The following is a 15,923-nucleotide window of genomic DNA, read 5'->3' as shown; positions in this document are numbered from 1 at the left end:
CGCCGGCGGGTGTCGGCGGGAGCGAGGCACGGGGGAAACCGGGGGACGACCGAACGGGGGTCGTGCGGGGGACGCACGGGGGAGCACGGAAGGCGCCGGTTCGAGGTGGCCCGCGGGGGACGCGGCCACATCGGACCGGCGCTTTCACATGTGCGGCGCGGGTTCGCTCAGCGGCAGCCGCTGACCCGCCCCTGGAGGAGCCGGGACAGCGCCGCGTGGACGTCGTCCAGGGAGCGTTCCGCCTGGAAGGACTTCCAGTCGAGCGCGGCCACCAGGACCATGCCGACCAGCGCGGACGCCGTCAGCGGGATGTCGATCTCCTCGCTGAACTCACCGCCCGCGACGCCGTCGCGCAGCACCTCCTCCACGACCGCGACGGCCTGCTGCCGGACCACCATCAGCGTGGACTGCCAGGTCCGGTTGGTGCGCCACAGTTCGGCCACGTAGAGCTGGGTGAAGGCCGGGTAGCGGTCGATGAAGACCAGCCCCGCCCGGATCATCGCGTCCAGGGCGTCGACCTTGCTGCCGCCCTCCCGCGCGGTGCGGTCGGCCGCTTCCCGCAGGGAGGCGGTCAGCAGACCCACTCCGTGCCGCAGCAGTTCCTCGAAGAGGACGGACTTGCTCGCGAAGTTGTAGTAGACCGTGCCCTTCGCGACCCCGGCACGCTCGGCGATCTCGTCCACGGTGGTGGCGGAGAACCCCTGCTCGGCGATGAGCGTGACGGCCGCCTCGTAGAGCTTTTGCCGGGTGGCCTCGCGGCGCGTGCTGCCGCCCGACGCGGCACTGCTGCTTTCCATGGCCCTGATTGTCACAGGAACCTCTCCGGGGGAGGTGACGGTGGGGCTCACAGGCTCAGCTCCGGGTGCAGCCGGTCCAGCGTCCACACCTGGCGCCGGCGGGCCGCCACGGCGGTCAGCGCGAGCGCGCCCGCGGTGAACGCCGTCAGCACCACGCACGCGTGCCACACCGGTTCGAGTCCACCGCCGGTGATGAGCCGCCTGAGGGCCTCGACGACGTAGCTCATCGGCAGGAACGGGTGGAGCGCGTTGAAGAACCCGGGGCTGGTCTGGACGGGGTACGTGCCGCCCGCCGAGGTCAGCTGGAGCATGAGCAGCGCGAGGACGAGGATCCGGCCCGCCGCCCCGAAGCGCGCGTTCAGCCACTGCACGATCGCCGCGAAGCAGGCCGTCACCAGGAACAGGAATCCCACCGTCCCGGCCGCTCGCGCCATCTGAAGGCCGACCGCCCAGTGCAGCACCGACATCAGCGCCACGGTCTGGAGCACTCCGATCGCCACCACCGGCAGCCAGCCCGCCAGCGCGATCCGCCACGCCGAGGCGCCCGCGGCGAGCGCGCGCCGGTTCATGGGCGCGATCAGCATGTACGCCACCATCGCGCCCACCCATAGGGACAGCGGGATGAAGTACGGGGCGAAGCCGGTGCCGTAGTTGGGCGCCTTGTGCATGTCGTGCGAGGCGAGCCGCACGGGGTCGGCCATGACCTCGGTGCGCCGGTCGCGGTCCTGCTCGTCGTAGTCGGGGATCTTCTCCGCCCCGTCGTGCAGCCCGCCGGCGAGCTTTCCGGAGCCGTCGACGAGCTTGTAGATGCCGCCGTTGAGGTCGTCGGCGCCCGTCTTCAGCTTGCCGACGCCCTTGTCCAGGTCGACGGCGCCGGTCTTGGCCGTACCGATCCCCTTGTGCAGCTTCTTCGCGCCCGCGGCGACCTCGGCCGCGCCGTCGTTCAGCTTGTTGATCTTCTTGACGGCGTCGGCGAGGTCCTCGGAGAGGCGCGGTGCGCGGTTCGCGAGGGCCTGGGACTGCTTCTGCAGGGTGGCGAGGTTCTTGTCGAGCTTGTCCAGGTCGCCGTCCTGGTCCGCGATCAGCGTGTTCAGGTCGTCCGCGATGAGGGTCACGTCGTCGGCGGCGTCCTTGGCCTTCTTCAGGTCGGAGCAGGCCGCGTCGGGCAGGACGGGATCGTCGCAGCGCCGGGCGTAGACGTCGGTCAGCGTGCCGGACGCGGCGCGGGCGCCCTTGGCGGCGGTCGGGGCCGTCTTCACCAGGGTGTCCAGGTGCTTGCGGATCACCCCGGAGGAGTCTGCGACCAGCTGCGCGGTGTCACCGATGGTCTTCTCGTTGCCCTTCAGGAAGGGGCCGACCTTGTCGGCGGTGCCGTTGACCCGGTCGGCGAGCTTCTGCGTGCCCTCGGCGACCTGCTTGGAGCCGTCCTCCAGGTCGCCCGCGCCGGTGTGGAGCTTCTTCAGGCCCGTGGAGAGCTTGCCGCTGCCGTCCTTGGCGTCCTCCAGGCCGTCGGCGAGGTCCTTGGACCCCTTCTCGGCCTTGCCGATGCCGCCGTTGAGCCGGTCGGCGCCCTTCGCCGCCTTCACGGTCTTGCCGTGGATGTCGGAGAACGACACGAAGATCTTGTCCAGGAAGGACCGGGACGTCTTCGTGGACGCCGCCTGCCGCACCTCGCCGAAGACCGTCCGGGAGATCTGCCCGACGATGTAGTTGTTCGCGTCGTTCGTGCGCACCTGGAGGGCGCCGGTCTCCGGGGTGTTCCCGGAGCTGGAGGCGATCCGCTCGCTGAAGTCGGCGGGCAGGGTGAGCGACAGGTAGTAGCTGCCGTCCTCGACGCCCCTGCGGGCCTCGTCGGCGCTCACCTCCTGCCAGTCGAAGGTCTTGCTGTCGTGCAGGCCCTTCGTGATGTCGTCGCCCGCCGTGATCTTCTTCCCGTCGGCGGTCGCCCCCTTGTCGGCGTTCACCAGCGCCACCGGGATCTTGTCCAGGCGGCCGTACGGGTCCCAGAACGACCACAGGTACAGCGCGCCGTACAGCAGCGGCAGCACCAGCAGCGCGACGAGCGCGGCGCGCGGCAGCTTCCCCCGCCCGAAGCGGCGCAGCTCAAGCGCGGCCAGTTTCGGTGAGCGCACCGGCCTTCTCCTCTCCCCGTTCGGCCTGGTCGGCCTGGTCGGCCTGGTCGGCCTTGTCCGCCTTGTCGGTCTCGTCGGCCCGGTCGGTCTCGTCTTCGGCGGGCGGCTCCTCGTGGCTCTCCGCGGTGGAGACCTTGACGGCTCCCTCGGGAGCCTCGCTGCACACCGCCACGACCGTCGTCCCGGCGTCGGCCAGCGACCTGAGCAGCGCCCAGACCTCCCCGCGTTCACCGTCCGAGAGCTTGAGGTCGGTGTCGTCGATGCCGAGCAGCCGCGGTTCGCCGACGAGGGCGAGCGCCACCGACAGCCGCAGCGCCTCCAGGCGTTCCAGGTCCCGGACGGCCGTGCGCGGCCCCTTGGGCAGTGCCTCGACGTCGAGCCCGGCGGCTTCGAGCGCGGCCTCGACGCGCCGCCCGGCCTCGGCCGCCCGCTCGCCACTTGGCCGCAGCAGTCCGCGCAGTGACGCGCCGAACCGCCTCTGGAGCAGCGCCCGTTCCCGTAGGTGCTCGGCGACGGTCAGCGCCGGGTCGAGGTCGGTGACCCCCGGGACGTGCGCCAGCGCGCTGATGCCGCGCACCGCCGCCATCTGCTTCGGCAGCCGCGCGTCGCCCACGGCGGCCGTGCCCTCCGTGACCTTCATCCGCCCCGTCAGCGCGAGCAGCAGGCACGTACGGCCGGACCCGGACGGGCCCTCCACCGCGATGAGCGCACCCGGCTCGGCGTCGACGGAGATCCCGCGGACCGCCCACCCCCGTGGCCCCTTGACCCCGAGGCCGTCGGTGACGATCCGCACCCCTCCCGCCTGTTCCCCCACGAGTCTCCCCTGAATTTGAACTGACTGGTCAGTGCAAAACTACTCCGAACCTACGAGCGACGCAAAACAGCAGGTCAGAACGGATTGTCAGTGCCATACCTCACGATGGGTCACATACGGCACTCCGTGACCGGACGTGCCGTCACCCAGACGACAGGAGGTTCGTCATGGCCAGCTATCACGCAGCAGCCGCCCGTCGGCGCCGCGCCACCGGCCCTGCCCCCTCACTGACCGGCCCAACGAGCGACGTGCATCCCGTCCTGCGCCGGGCCTCGGCCCCTCCCGCCGCCCTCGACCTGCTCGCCCAGGCCCGCGCCGGCCTCGACGAGGCCACCGCCCTGGAGACACCCAACGAGCGCTACGCCACGGCCCACCTCGCCGCCCTGCGTACCGCAGCCGCTGTGCTCGCCGCCCGAGGGCGTCCGGAGACCTCGCCCCGGGCCCGGGCCAGGATCCGGAGCGCCTGGGAAGTGCTCCCGGAGATCGCGCCCGAACTGACCGAGTGGAGCGCGCTGTTCGCCTCCGGTGCCCGCCGCCGCGCCCGGGCCGAGGCCGGCATCCAGGACGCGGCCACCGGCCGGGACGCGGACGACCTGATACGGGACGTGGCGATGTTCCTGCGCCTCGTCGAGCGGATGCTGGTCCTCCAGCCGGTCCTCCCGCAGCCCCGTCCGGACCAGGACCGGCCGGAGGGCCCCGACGCGGGGAGTGACATGCCGGACGCGGGCTGAACGCGGCCAGGGCCCGCCTGACCCGCGGGGAATCCCGGGACCGGGTCATCCGGACGCCGTGGCCGAGGCAATAGGGTGGGGGACGCCTGAAGTCTTCCCTCCCCGAGGCCGGGGCCGGGGGAGACGCACCATTCGCGCCGCCGGCAAGAGGCGGTGCCGCGCCGAGGAGTCAACTGCCGTGTCGGACCCGATGCGCCCCCGCGCCGCACTCCGTACCGCCGTGGTCTGGGAGGTCCTCCAGGACGCCCTGGACCGCCGGGTCAAGGCCACGGGTCGGGAGTCGCTGGACGTCCTCGACACCGGAGGCGGCAGCGGCAACTTCGCGGTGCCCGCCGCCCGCCTCGGCCACCGGGTCACCGTCGTCGACCCGAGCCCCAACGCGCTGTTCGCCCTGGAGCGCCGCGCCGCCGAGGCCGGCGTCGCCGACCGGGTCAAGGGCGTCCAGGGTGACGCCCACGGCCTCTTCGACGTGGCTGAGCGCGGTGGCTACGACGTGGTGCTGTGCCACGGCGTCCTGGAGTACGTGGACGACCCGGCGGAAGGTGTCCGCAACGCGGTGGCGGCCCTGCGCGCGGAGGGTGTTCTCAGCCTGCTCGCCGCCGGCCTCGGCGGTGCCGTGCTGGCCCGCGCCCTCGCCGGGCACTTCAAGGAGGCCCGGCAGGCGCTCGACGACCCGAACGGACGATGGGGCACGGGTGACCCCGTGCCGCGCCGCTTCACCGCCGAGCAGCTCACCGGACTGGTCGAGGGCGCGGGCCTGCGCGTCGGTGCCGTGCACGGCGTCCGGGTCTTCGCCGACCTCGTGCCCGGCGTCCTCGTGGACACCGAGCCGGGAGCCCTGGAAGCACTGCTGAAGCTGGAGGAGGCCGCGGCCGAGCTCCCCGCGTTCCACTCGGTGGCCACGCAGCTGCATGTGCTGGGTGAGACCGGTGAGACCGGTGGGGCCGCTGGGACCGGTGGGGCCGGTGGGGCCGACGAGACCGATGGGGCTGCCGAGGCCTGAGCCGCTTCGTGAGGTACCGCCGCTGATCAGCGCCTTGGCTGTGCATGGAGTACGCCACAGGCCCCCCGAACGGGTACGGCGCGCCGTATGATCGAGGGAGACCGTTCCGGCATGACGGGTCGGCCGCCGGGGAATGGAAGCCTCAGCGAGCCGGGACCGGCCATGGCGGGTTCCGGTTGGTCAATTGGCGCAGAGGGGCGGGTTTCACGGGGGCGATTCCCTGCCTATCCTGAAGGGACCCCCCGGGTCGCCCCGGCGACTGCACGATGAGGAGGACTCCGTGCCGCTCTCGGAGCACGAGCAGCGCATGCTCGAGCAGATGGAGCGAGCGCTGTACGCCGAAGATCCCAAGTTCGCGACAGCGCTTGAGGGAAGCGGGCTGCGCACGTACACCCGGCGACGGGTCTACCAGGCGGTTGCAGGCTTCCTCGTAGGTATCGCGCTCCTCATGGCTGGAATGGTCGCCAAGCAGGTCTGGCTCAGCGTCGTGGGCTTCCTCGTCATGCTGGGCTGTGCGGTGCTCGCCGTGACCGGCTGGCGCAAGGCCCCCAAGCCGGGCGAACAGGCCGGCGGTGCCGCGGGGCCCCAGGCTCGCCGACAGGGTCGGCAGCGCCGCTCGGTGATGGACCGCATCGAGCAGCGCTGGCAGAAGCGCCGCGACGAACAGGGTGGCCATTAGCCCTCCACGCAGCTTCTCCAGGACTACGTGAACACGTACGTCAGGGGGTGACCACCGATCCGGTGGTCACCCCCTGACGTATGCGTGTGCAGGCCGCGGACAGCTCCCGCCGGACACGGACACAGCAAGGCCGGCCGGTGCACCCGCACCACCGGCCGGCCTCAGCCGCGTGTATCCCCGCCCCCTCAGCCCTGCTGCCCCGACGCCTTCCGCCACGTCGGCCGCAGCGCCAGCGTGCGCTCCCGGACCCTCGTCCACCAGGCCGACGCCGACCACACCACACGCACGGTGGAGCGGGGGGCCAGCAGCGCGCGGAGCCGCGCCGCGCGGCCGGCCGCCGCGCCGAGGCCCGCCGTCGCACGGCGGACGTCGTCCGTGAGGCCCGCCACCGGGCGGGGGTGCGGTGCGTACAGGACCTGCTCCACCGCGTTCGCCACCCGGTGCACCGAAGCCGCGGCCGGCGCCTCCAGGTCGCCGAGGCGGACGATGCGGGCGGCCGCCTTGCGCGGGGTCTGCGACTCGTCCGGCGTGATCCCGTAGTCCCACGCCGTGTCGGTCAGCTCCTGCCAGACGGCCAGCGTGTGCAGGGCCGCCTCCGCCTCGCTGCGGCCGTGCGCCCCGAGCCGAGCCGTGCGCGTCCGCAGCCGCCACAGCATCGGTGCCAGGGGGAGCACCGGGACGGCGAGACCGGCGAGGGCCCACACCAGGAACGCGTACCACTTCGGACCGTCGTCGTCCGTGGGCAGCGCCGCCTGCGGCGACTCGCTCGCGCAGCCGCCGTCCAGCTTCTTCTGCTCCGGCGTGCAGGTCTCGCTCGCCGACGGCGCAGCCGAGGGCGCGGTGGACGCCGACCGGGACGGACGCGCCTGGTCCGGCGCCGAGCTGTCGGGGTTGTCGGGCAGGGTGTACGACGGGATCGAGCCGCGGTTCGGAGTGGGCTCGAAGCGGGTCCAGCCCACGCCCTCGAAGTACAGCTCGGGCCAGGCGTGCGCGTCCCGCAGCCCCACCGACACCGAGCCGTCCGCCTGCGGGGAACCGGGCGCGAAGCCCACCGCGACCCGGGCCGGTATGCCCAGGGAACGGGCCATCGCCGCCATCGCGAAGGAGAAGTGCACGCAGAAGCCCTGCTTGTCCTTCAGGAAGCGGGCGATCGCCTGCGAGCCACTGCCGACCTGCACCTGCGTGTCGTACTCGAAGCCGCCGTTCACGGCGAAGAAGTCCTGCAGCTTGACCGCCTGGTCGTACGGGTCGGCGGCGCCCGCGGTGACCGTGCGGGCGGTGCGGCCCACCACCGACGGCAGCGAGTCGGGCAGCTCGGTGAAGTCGCGTTCGATGTCCGCGGGCGGCGGCCCCGCCGAGGCGAGCTGCTCCGCCGTAGGCCGCACGTCCAGGCTCTTGACCTGGTACGTCAGGCCGCGGGTGTTCTGCCCGTGGTCGCCGACCAGGGTCATGCCCTGCGGCTCGTACCGCCAGTTGCCGCTGATGCGCACGCCGCTCGGCGGGTACGGCATGGGCAGCCAGTCCTGGGCGTACCAGTCGGCCGCCGCGATCGTGGTGTCGATCTCCGTGCGCCTGACGTCCGGGCTGAGGCCGACCGGGGCCGGGAAGGTGCCGTCGGGGACGGCGGTGATGGACCGCCGGGACGGCTTCCACGTGGTGCCGTCGAAGTCGTCCAGGGACACGATCCGCAGATACAGGTCCGAGACGTCTTCCATCTTGGTCCGCACGGACAGGACCTGCTGGTCCTCGTCCGCGTTCAGACTGTCCCGCAGCGACACCAGCGGGTTCACGGCGGAGATCGTGCCCCCGCCGCCCGGGCCGCCGCCCGCGCCCGCCCCCACGGAGTCCAGCAGGCCGCCGTTCATCGCGGGCAGGCCGAGCGGCACGACCAGGGCGATGCCCAGCGCGACCACGCCGATGCGCCGGCCGGTGCGGATCGGGGCGACCGCCCCGCTCGGCTCCCCGCCGCCCGAGCGCGGGGCACCGCCGAAGACCCGGCCCCACTGCGAGAGCCGGTCCCGCCCCTCGGCCAGGAGCAGCATCAGATAGCCGGCCGCCGCCACCACGAACCACAGCCAGTCCATGCCCCCGTCGGACAGCCCCGCGGCCACCGAGTACAGCGCGAGCAGGGGCAGCCCGGCCGGAGCGGCGCTGCGGAAGGTCACCGCGAGGGTGTCCACCAGCAGTCCGATGATCAGGACCCCGCCGATGAGCATCAGCCGGATGCCGTCGGACTCCAGGGGTGCCGGGATCGCGTACCGCGCGATGTCGTCCGCGCCCTGCTGGAGCAGCACCGCGAAGCGGTCGATGGCCTGGGGCCCCGGAACCAGCCCGGCCAGGGCCTGCTCGCGGGCGAAGACGAAGGTCAGCAGCGCGACGGTGACCACGGCCTGCGCCGCCACCGTCAGCGGCCGGGCCAGCGGCACCCTGCGGGCAGCGACCCCCACGCCCGACTGAAGAGCCAGCAGGAAGGCCACCTGCACGATCCATGTGGCCGGCTTGACGAGGGGCAGCAGGGCGCACGCGGCCATCAGCGTGGCCGCCCAGGCGCCCAGCGTCAGTCGTACCCGCCCGCTCATCACGGTCCCTCCCCGCCGCTCGCGGCGGCCACGCCCCTGCGCTCCCGGTCGGCCTGCCGCCACAGCTCGTCCATGGAGGCGCCCCGCGGCACGCGCAGGGCCGTCCACCCCGCCTCGCGCAGCATGCGCAACCGCTCTCCGCTCCCGTCCAACGGGCCGGGCACATCGCTCGGTTCCCGCACCCAGGTGTCACTGTCCAGCACGAAGGCGACCGCGCCCGGGCTGCGTTGCCGCATCCGGCCCAGCACGTCCGCCTGGTCCTCGTCCAGGTCGCCGAGGAAGGCCACCAGCAGCCCCTCGTTCCCACCGCGCAGCACGTCGTAGGCCCGGGACAGGCCCGCGCCGTCGGAGTGGTCGATCACCGCGAGGGTGTCCATCATCAGTCCGGCCGCGTCCGCCGACTCCTGGCTCGCGCCGGCGAAGCCGTCCCCGCCCTCGCCGGGCACCGCGTTGCCCGTGTCCGTCAACAGCCGTACCGAGTAGCCCCGTTCGAGCATGTGCACCAGCACGGACGCGGCGCCCGACACGGCCCACTCGAAGGCCGAGTCCGGTCCCGCGCCCTCGTAGGCGATGCCGCGGGTGTCCAGCAGCACCGTGCAGCGGGCGCGCTGCGGCTGCTCCTCGCGGCGCACCATCAGCTCGCCGTAGCGGGCCGTGGAGCGCCAGTGCACGCGGCGCAGATCGTCGCCGTAGCGGTAGCCGCGCGGGATGACGTCGTCCTCGCCGGCCAGGGCGAGCGAACGCTGCCGTCCGTCGCCGTACCCCTTCGCCTCGCCGCTCAGGCGCACCGGCGCCAGCGGCTCCACGCGCGGGATGACCGTGAGGGTGTCGTACGTCGAGAAGGAGCGGGTCAGCTCGCACATGCCGAACGGGTCGGTCAGGCGCAGCTGGAGCGGCCCCAGCGGGTAGCGGCCGCGCAGGTCGGACCGCACCCGGTAGGACACCTCGCGCCGGCCGCCCGCCTCCACCCGGTCGAGCACGAAACGCGGCCGGGGGCCGAGCACGTACGGCACCCGGTCCTGGAGCATCAGCAGGCCCGTGGGCAGCCGCGAGACGTTGTCCATCCGCAGGTGGACCCGGGCCTCGCTGCCGGCGGGCACGCGCGCGGGGGAGAGCCGGCGGCTGCCCGCGACCCGGTAGCGCGTGCGGTACAGCACCCCGGCGCACACCAGCGGCAGCACCGCCAGCAGCAGACCCACGCGCAGCAGGTCGCTCTGGCCGAGCACGTAACTGCAGATCGCGGCCGCGACGCCGGCGGCCAGGAAGGAGCGTCCGCGGGTGGTCAGACCGGCCAGGGCGGTGCGGATGCCGCTCTTCTCGCCCCGGTCGGCCTCCGCCCGCCCCGCCCCCGCGGTGGTCATCACAGCCTCCGCGGCGGCTGCTGTGGATACGCCGGCGCCGTACGGCCCAGGCCGCCGAAGCCGCTCTGCTGCTGCGTCGCCGGCACCGGGGTGCGCTGCAGGATCTCCTCGACGACCTGCTCGGCGGTGCGCCGGTTGAGCTGGGCCTGGGCGGTGGGCAGCAGCCGGTGGGCCAGGACGGCGACGGCGAGGGCCTGCACGTCGTCCGGCAGCGCGTACTCCCGGCCGCTCAGGGCCGCGGACGCCTTCGCCGCGCGCAGCAGGTGCAGCGTCGCGCGCGGAGAGGCGCCGAGTCTCAGGTCGGGGTGGGTGCGCGTCGCGCCGACCAGGTCGACCACGTAGCGCCGGACCGGCTCGGCGACGTGCACACCGCGCACCGCCTCGACGAGCTTGAGGATCTCGTGGGCGTGGGCCACGGGCTGGAGGTCCTCCAGCGGCGAGACGCCGCCGTGCACGTCCAGCATCTGCAGCTCGGCGTCCGCGCTCGGGTAGCCGACCGACACCCGGGCCATGAAGCGGTCGCGCTGGGCCTCCGGCAGCGGGTAGGTGCCCTCCATCTCGACCGGGTTCTGCGTCGCCACCACCATGAAGGGGCTGGGCAGTTCGTAGGTCTTGCCGTCGATGGTGACCTGGCGCTCCTCCATGGACTCCAGGAGCGCGGACTGCGTCTTGGGTGAGGCGCGGTTGATCTCGTCGCCGATCACCACCTGCGCGAAGATCGCACCCGGCTTGAACTCGAAGTCGCGGCGCTGCTGGTCCCAGATGGACACACCGGTGATGTCCGACGGCAGCAGGTCCGGCGTGAACTGGATACGCCGCACCGAGCAGTCGATGGACCGCGCCAGCGCCTTGGCCAGCATCGTCTTGCCGACTCCGGGGACGTCCTCGATCAGCAGATGTCCCTCGGCGAGCAGCACGGTCAGCGAGAGCCGTACGACCTCGGGCTTGCCCTCGATGACGCCTTCCACCGACTCCCGCACGCGCTCCACCACGGCGGTCAGATCATCCCCCACCCTCGAAAAATCTCGGGCGGGGGGACCCCCATGGCTCCCTCGATCGTCATAGGTCGTCACCCGGCCCTCCTCGGCCTTTCCCGTGCCCCCAAGGAGCACGGGATACCCCATTTCCCCGGGTCGACGCCGCATGACGCAGGCCGGCCCACCCCGAACCACGGACACCACGCGTGGAAAGTTCCGCGCGACGTCACTCCCGCATTCTTGCTGCCGTTACCGTTTCGTGTCACTCGACTGTGGACAACTGGCCGCGATATGTCGGTCTTGCAGCCATTCGAACGCGTGACTGACAGGATGCCGACAGCTGCAGGAGGTGGCCTTCCGGGGCGGGCGGCCCGCGGCGCACTGGTCGGCGGGCCGGGATCAGGAGGCCGGGTCGACCTCCCGCAGCAGGCCGGTGTGCACGTCGAACACGAATCCGCGCACGTCGTCGGTGTGCGGCACGAACGGCGAGGTGCGCACCCGCTGCATCGACTGGCGCACGTCCTGGTCGACGTCCCGGAAGGACTCCACGGCCCACGCCGGACGCTGGCCGACCTCGGCCTCCAGCTCGTTGCGGAAGTCCTCGGTGAGGCTCTCCAGGCCGCAGCCGGTGTGGTGGATGAGCACCACGCTGCGGGTGCCGAGCTTGCGCTGGCTGATGGTGAGGGAGCGGATCACGTCGTCGGTGACGACGCCGCCCGCGTTGCGGATCGTGTGGCAGTCGCCGAGCTCGAGCCCGAGCGCCGCGTGCAGGTCGAGACGGGCGTCCATGCAGGCCACGACGGCGACGTGCAGCACGGGCCGGGCGTCCATCCCCGGGTCGGTGAAGGCCTCGGCGTACCGGGCGTTCGCCGCCACGAGACGGTCCGTGACCGTGTCGCCGGCCGTCATGGCGCTCTCCGAACCTGTGGGAACCGATGCAGAAGTCGTCATAGATATGACGTTACTGGTCACACCCCGTCCAGGCCTCCTGTGGAAGTGAACAAAGAATGCCGCCGGGTGAGGCGTGTGAGGTAACCCACAAGGGCGATGTCCCGGTCGCCGTGCGAACGGCGGCGACGCGCAGGCCGGTTGATTGACCGGGCGACAGGGTGGACTAAAGTGACGCGAAGCGGGAGGCGAGACTCTCCCCGCTGGACTGATGTTCTTCGAAAGATCCCGGCGACGACCGGTGATCTCCCCGCGTGCGCGGCGCGTACGTACGGCTCGGCCTCCTCCCGCTCCCGGTCGGCTGACGCTTCCGGCGCCGGCAGGCCTCATGTCCACGAGCGGACGGGGACCCGGTGGTGCGCATGGCCGTGCCGGATCTGAGAGGGCCCCTTGAGCGAGAGTCGACACGTCCCGGTGATGCTCCAGCGGTGCCTGGATCTGCTGGCACCCGCCCTGGAGGGCCCGGACGCCGTGGTCGTCGACTGCACCCTCGGCCTCGGCGGCCACAGCGAAGCGCTCCTCGCGAGGTTCCCCGACGCCCGGCTCGTCGCCCTCGACCGCGACAAGGAGGCCCTGCGCCTGTCCGGCGAGCGCCTCGCGCCCCACGGCGAGCGCGCCACCCTCGTGCACGCCGTCTACGACGAGCTCCCCGAGGTGCTGCACCGGCTCGGCATCGCGCGCGTGCAGGGCGTCCTGTTCGACCTGGGCGTCTCCTCCATGCAGCTCGACGAGGCCGACCGCGGCTTCGCCTACGCCCAGGACGCCCCGCTCGACATGCGCATGGACCAGACGACCGGCGTCAGCGCCGCCGAGGTCCTCAACACCTACCCGCCGGGCGAACTCGTGCGCATCCTGCGGGCCTACGGCGAGGAGAAGCAGGCCAAGCGGATCGTGAGCGCGATCGTGCGGGAGCGGGAGAAGGAGCCGTTCGGCAACAGCGCGCGGCTCGTCGAACTGATCCGGGACGCGCTTCCGCAGGCCGCCAAGCGCACCGGCGGCAACCCGGCCAAGCGCACGTTCCAGGCCCTGCGCATCGAGGTCAACGGCGAGCTCTCCGTCCTGGAGCGGGCGATCCCCGCCGCGGTGAAGGCACTCGACGTAGGCGGACGGATCGCCGTGCTGTCGTACCACTCGCTGGAGGACCGGCTGGTCAAGCAGGTCTTCGCGGCGGGCGCCGCCGTCACCGCGCCCCCCGGGCTGCCCGTCGTCCCCGAGCGCTACCAGCCGCGGCTCAAGCTCCTCACGCGCGGTGCCGAACTCCCCACCGAAGAGGAGATCGCCGAGAACCGGCGGGCGGCACCGGCGCGGCTGCGTGGCGCCCAGCGCATCAGGGAGGACGTCGAGTGAGGCGTGAGCAGGCCGGACCGAGGGAGCGTGCGTGAGCGGCAAACCCGAACTGAAGGGGAGGGCCGCCCGACTCGCGCGGCTCCTCCCGACCGGCCCCGGGCAGGCGGCCCGCACACCTTTCGTCCTGCTGGTCGTCCTCCTCCTCGGCGGCGGTCTCATCTGCCTCCTGGTGCTGAACTCGGCCCTCAGCGAGGGCGCGTTCGAACTCGACGACCTCCAGCGCGAGACCAAGAACCTCACCGACGAGGAGCAGGCACTCCAGCGGGACATCGATGCCTACTCCGCCCCCGACGCCCTGCAGCGTCGCGCCCGCGAGCTCGGCATGGTGCCCGGCGGCGACCCCGCGTTCCTCGACCCCGACGGCACCGTCAAGGGCGTCCCCAGCCCCGCCCCCGGCGTCCGGCAGCCCGCCGCCTCCACCCCCCTGGTCCTCGCCCCCGAGGCCATGACCGACGGCCCTACTCCGACCGGCAGGTGACGGAAGTGTCCGACAGGGAACCGCCACGTCGCCGTGTGCCCGGCCCCGCCAGGCCCGCCCGCCCCGACGCCCGGCGCCGTCCCGGCCCCGGTGCCCGTCGGGCCCGGCGGCCGGGGCAGGCCCGTCCGGCGGTGCCCAAGCCGCTGCGGCTCGGCAGCCCCCGCCCCCGCCTGCGCCTGGTCGGACTCGCGCTGACCCTGGTCCTGACCGCCTTCGTCGTGCGGCTCTTCCAGGTGCAGGCCGTCGACGCGAGCACCTACGCCGCCAAGGCCGAGCAGAACCGCTACGTCGGGCAGGTGCTGGCCGCGGACCGGGGCGAGATCACCGACCGGTCCGGCGTGGCCCTGGCGACCAGCGAGGACGCCTACGACATCACCGCCGACCCCACGATGTTCGCCCCCGACATGCTGAAGATCGGGGACGGGCCCGAGCAGGCGGCCGCGCTCCTCGCGCCGATCCTCGGCCAGGAGCAGGAGGACCTGGTCAAGAAGCTGCGACCGGAGAACAAGGCCCTGCGCTACGTGAAGCTGGCCTCCCGCCAGACCCCGCAGGTCTGGAAGCAGATCAAGGACCTCAAGTCGGCGCTCGCCAAGAAGGCGGAGGCCGACAAGTCCACGCCCAACGTCCTGTCGGGCGTCTTCTCCGTGGCCACCAGCAAGCGCGTGTACCCGGGCGGCGACCTGGCCGCCGGGATACTGGGCTGGGTCAACGCCGAGGGCAAGCCCGGAGGCGGCATCGAACTGCAGTTGAACAAGCAGCTCGCCGGCAAGGACGGCAAGATCCGCTACGCCCAGTCCGGCGGCCGTCTCGTGCCCACGGCGGGCTCCACCGAGACACCCGCCGTCCCCGGCAGCGACGTCGAGCTCACCATCGACCGTGACATCCAGTGGGCCGCCCAGAACGCCATCAGCGACCAGGTGAAGGAGTCCGCCGCCGACCGCGGCTACGTCATCGTCCAGGACACCCGCACCGGGCAGATCCTGGCCATGGCCAACTCGCCCGGCTTCGACCCGAACGACCTGTCCGACGCCGACCCGGCCGCCCTCGGCAACGCCGCCCTCCAGGACGCCTTCGAGCCCGGCTCCACCGCCAAGGTCATGTCGATGGCGGCCGTCCTCCAGGAGAACGCCGCCACCCCCGGGACCCACGTGGTCGTGCCCAACCGGCTGCACCGCGGGGACCGGCTGTTCAAGGACGACATCGACCACCCGACCTGGTACCTGACGCTCAACGGCGTCCTGGCCAAGTCCAGCAACATCGGCACCATCCTCGCCACCGGACAGCTCGGAAAGACCCAGGCCCAGGCCAACAAGGTCCTCTACGACTACCTGCGCGAGTTCGGCCTCGGCAGCTACACCGGGCTCGGCTTCCCCGGCGAGACCAAGGGCATCCTCGCCCCGCCCGACAAGTGGTCCACCTCGCAGCAGTACACGATCCCTTTCGGCCAGGGCGTCTCCATCAACGCCATGCAGGCGGCCTCGGTGTACTCGACCATCGCCAACGGCGGGGTCCGCATCGAACCCACCCTCGTGCGCGGCACCAAGGGTGCCGACGGGCGCTTCACACCCGCCCCGAAGCCCGCGAAGAACCGGGTCGTCGACGCGAAGACGGCGAAGACCCTCGCCCGGATGCTGGAGTCCGTCGTGGATGACGAGGAGGGCACCGGCACCAGGGCGCGCATCCCCGGCTACCGCGTCGCGGGCAAGACGGGTACCGCCAACCGTGTGGATCCGGCCACCGGGAAGTACCACGGCTACACCTCGTCGTTCGCCGGGTTCGCACCCGCCGACAAGCCCCGCGTCACCGTCTACTGCGCCATCCAGAACGCCACCCGGGGCAGCTACTTCGGTGGTCAGATCTGCGGACCCGTCTACAAGAAGGTCATGGAGTTCGCACTGAAGTCCCTCCAGGTCCCCCCGACCGGCGCCAAGGCCGCGAAGCTGCCCGTCTCCTTCCGTCAGTGACCAGCCCAGCAGTGATCAGCGCCGACCGCCCTGATCAGCACTCAGCCCCACCGAGCCACCAGGACCGCCTCCGTGACAACGATCACCCCCGAGCCCGGCAACCAGAGCAGCTC

13 protein-coding genes are annotated in these 15,923 nt (G+C 72.4%); 6 read left to right on the top strand and 7 right to left on the bottom strand.

The window, feature by feature from the left end:
* Positions 1-167: 167 nt before the first annotated feature.
* The 3 genes from HDC93_RS12900 to HDC93_RS12890 are packed head-to-tail and all read right to left on the bottom strand — an operon-like array spanning position 168 to position 3,743.
* Positions 168-797, bottom strand: a complete 630-nt coding sequence (locus tag HDC93_RS12900; RefSeq protein WP_185010225.1) for a TetR/AcrR family transcriptional regulator — start codon at positions 795-797, stop codon at positions 168-170.
* A 47-nt stretch (positions 798-844) separates the two neighbouring features.
* Positions 845-2,929 carry a YhgE/Pip domain-containing protein gene (locus tag HDC93_RS12895; RefSeq protein WP_185010223.1) on the bottom strand — a complete coding sequence of 695 codons (2,085 nt, stop codon included), beginning with the start codon at positions 2,927-2,929 and terminating at the stop codon, positions 845-847.
* On the bottom strand, positions 2,901-3,743 hold the full coding sequence (locus HDC93_RS12890; RefSeq protein ID WP_311774539.1) for an ATP-binding cassette domain-containing protein: 843 nt from the start codon (positions 3,741-3,743) through the stop codon (positions 2,901-2,903). The genes HDC93_RS12895 and HDC93_RS12890 overlap by 29 nt, the downstream gene beginning before the upstream one ends.
* Before the next feature lie 167 nt (positions 3,744-3,910).
* Here HDC93_RS12890 and HDC93_RS12885 point away from each other — a divergent pair, with 167 nt between their 5' ends.
* From HDC93_RS12885 to HDC93_RS12875, 3 genes are all read left to right on the top strand, one after another.
* On the top strand, positions 3,911-4,474 hold the full coding sequence (locus tag HDC93_RS12885) for an SAV_6107 family HEPN domain-containing protein (protein ID WP_185010221.1): 564 nt from the start codon (positions 3,911-3,913) through the stop codon (positions 4,472-4,474).
* A gap of 178 nt (positions 4,475-4,652) precedes the next feature.
* Positions 4,653-5,477 (top strand): methyltransferase, encoded by an 825-nt coding sequence (locus HDC93_RS12880; protein WP_185010219.1) that lies wholly within the window; start codon positions 4,653-4,655, stop codon positions 5,475-5,477.
* Between the two features lie 280 nt (positions 5,478-5,757).
* A complete protein-coding gene (locus tag HDC93_RS12875) occupies positions 5,758-6,156 on the top strand; it encodes a DUF3040 domain-containing protein (protein WP_031108527.1) in 399 nt (132 codons plus the stop codon).
* Between the two features lie 185 nt (positions 6,157-6,341).
* Here the strand turns inward: HDC93_RS12875 and HDC93_RS12870 are convergent, their stop codons facing one another.
* The 4 genes from HDC93_RS12870 to HDC93_RS12855 all read right to left on the bottom strand — a co-directional run bounded on the left by HDC93_RS12870 (position 6,342) and on the right by HDC93_RS12855 (position 12,024).
* Positions 6,342-8,735 (bottom strand): DUF3488 and transglutaminase-like domain-containing protein, encoded by a 2,394-nt coding sequence (locus tag HDC93_RS12870; RefSeq protein WP_185010217.1) that lies wholly within the window; start codon positions 8,733-8,735, stop codon positions 6,342-6,344.
* On the bottom strand, positions 8,735-10,096 hold the full coding sequence (locus HDC93_RS12865; protein WP_185010215.1) for a DUF58 domain-containing protein: 1,362 nt from the start codon (positions 10,094-10,096) through the stop codon (positions 8,735-8,737). Before HDC93_RS12865 ends, HDC93_RS12870 begins: the two co-directional genes overlap by 1 nt.
* Entirely contained in the window at positions 10,096-11,169 is a 1,074-nt protein-coding gene (locus tag HDC93_RS12860; RefSeq protein ID WP_398767448.1) for an AAA family ATPase, read from the bottom strand. The genes HDC93_RS12865 and HDC93_RS12860 overlap by 1 nt, the downstream gene beginning before the upstream one ends.
* A gap of 303 nt (positions 11,170-11,472) precedes the next feature.
* Positions 11,473-12,024, bottom strand: coding sequence for a carbonic anhydrase (locus HDC93_RS12855; protein ID WP_185010211.1), 552 nt, complete (start codon positions 12,022-12,024; stop codon positions 11,473-11,475).
* Positions 12,025-12,411: 387 nt separating this feature from the next.
* Here HDC93_RS12855 and rsmH point away from each other — a divergent pair, with 387 nt between their 5' ends.
* Genes rsmH through HDC93_RS12840 form a run of 3 tightly spaced genes read left to right on the top strand, consistent with a single transcriptional unit; the run spans position 12,412 to position 15,810 of the window.
* Entirely contained in the window at positions 12,412-13,368 is a 957-nt protein-coding gene (gene rsmH, locus HDC93_RS12850; RefSeq protein ID WP_185010210.1) for a 16S rRNA (cytosine(1402)-N(4))-methyltransferase RsmH, read from the top strand.
* Positions 13,369-13,399: 31 nt separating this feature from the next.
* Entirely contained in the window at positions 13,400-13,846 is a 447-nt protein-coding gene (locus HDC93_RS12845) for a septum formation initiator family protein (RefSeq protein WP_185010208.1), read from the top strand.
* A gap of 5 nt (positions 13,847-13,851) precedes the next feature.
* Complete coding sequence (locus HDC93_RS12840) at positions 13,852-15,810, top strand: peptidoglycan D,D-transpeptidase FtsI family protein (protein ID WP_398984831.1); 1,959 nt, start codon at positions 13,852-13,854, stop codon at positions 15,808-15,810.
* Positions 15,811-15,923 lie beyond the last annotated feature (113 nt).

It is taken from the genome of Streptomyces sp. AK010 (assembly GCF_014207295.1).
Lineage (GTDB): Bacteria > Actinomycetota > Actinomycetes > Streptomycetales > Streptomycetaceae > Streptomyces > Streptomyces massasporeus.
This window is presented reverse-complemented; position numbering and strand designations above follow the sequence as displayed.

What these genes read in the sequence shown, in the direction of transcription:
- HDC93_RS12865 (WP_185010215.1), bottom strand. Translation starts at nt 10,096, where the DNA reads ATGACCACCGCGGGGGCGGGGCGGGCGGAGGCCGACCGGGGCGAGAAG.
- HDC93_RS12885 (WP_185010221.1), top strand. Translation starts at nt 3,911, where the DNA reads ATGGCCAGCTATCACGCAGCAGCCGCCCGTCGGCGCCGCGCCACCGGC.
- HDC93_RS12900 (WP_185010225.1), bottom strand. Translation starts at nt 797, where the DNA reads ATGGAAAGCAGCAGTGCCGCGTCGGGCGGCAGCACGCGCCGCGAGGCC.
- HDC93_RS12855 (WP_185010211.1), bottom strand. Translation starts at nt 12,024, where the DNA reads ATGACGACTTCTGCATCGGTTCCCACAGGTTCGGAGAGCGCCATGACG.
- HDC93_RS12870 (WP_185010217.1), bottom strand. Translation starts at nt 8,735, where the DNA reads ATGAGCGGGCGGGTACGACTGACGCTGGGCGCCTGGGCGGCCACGCTG.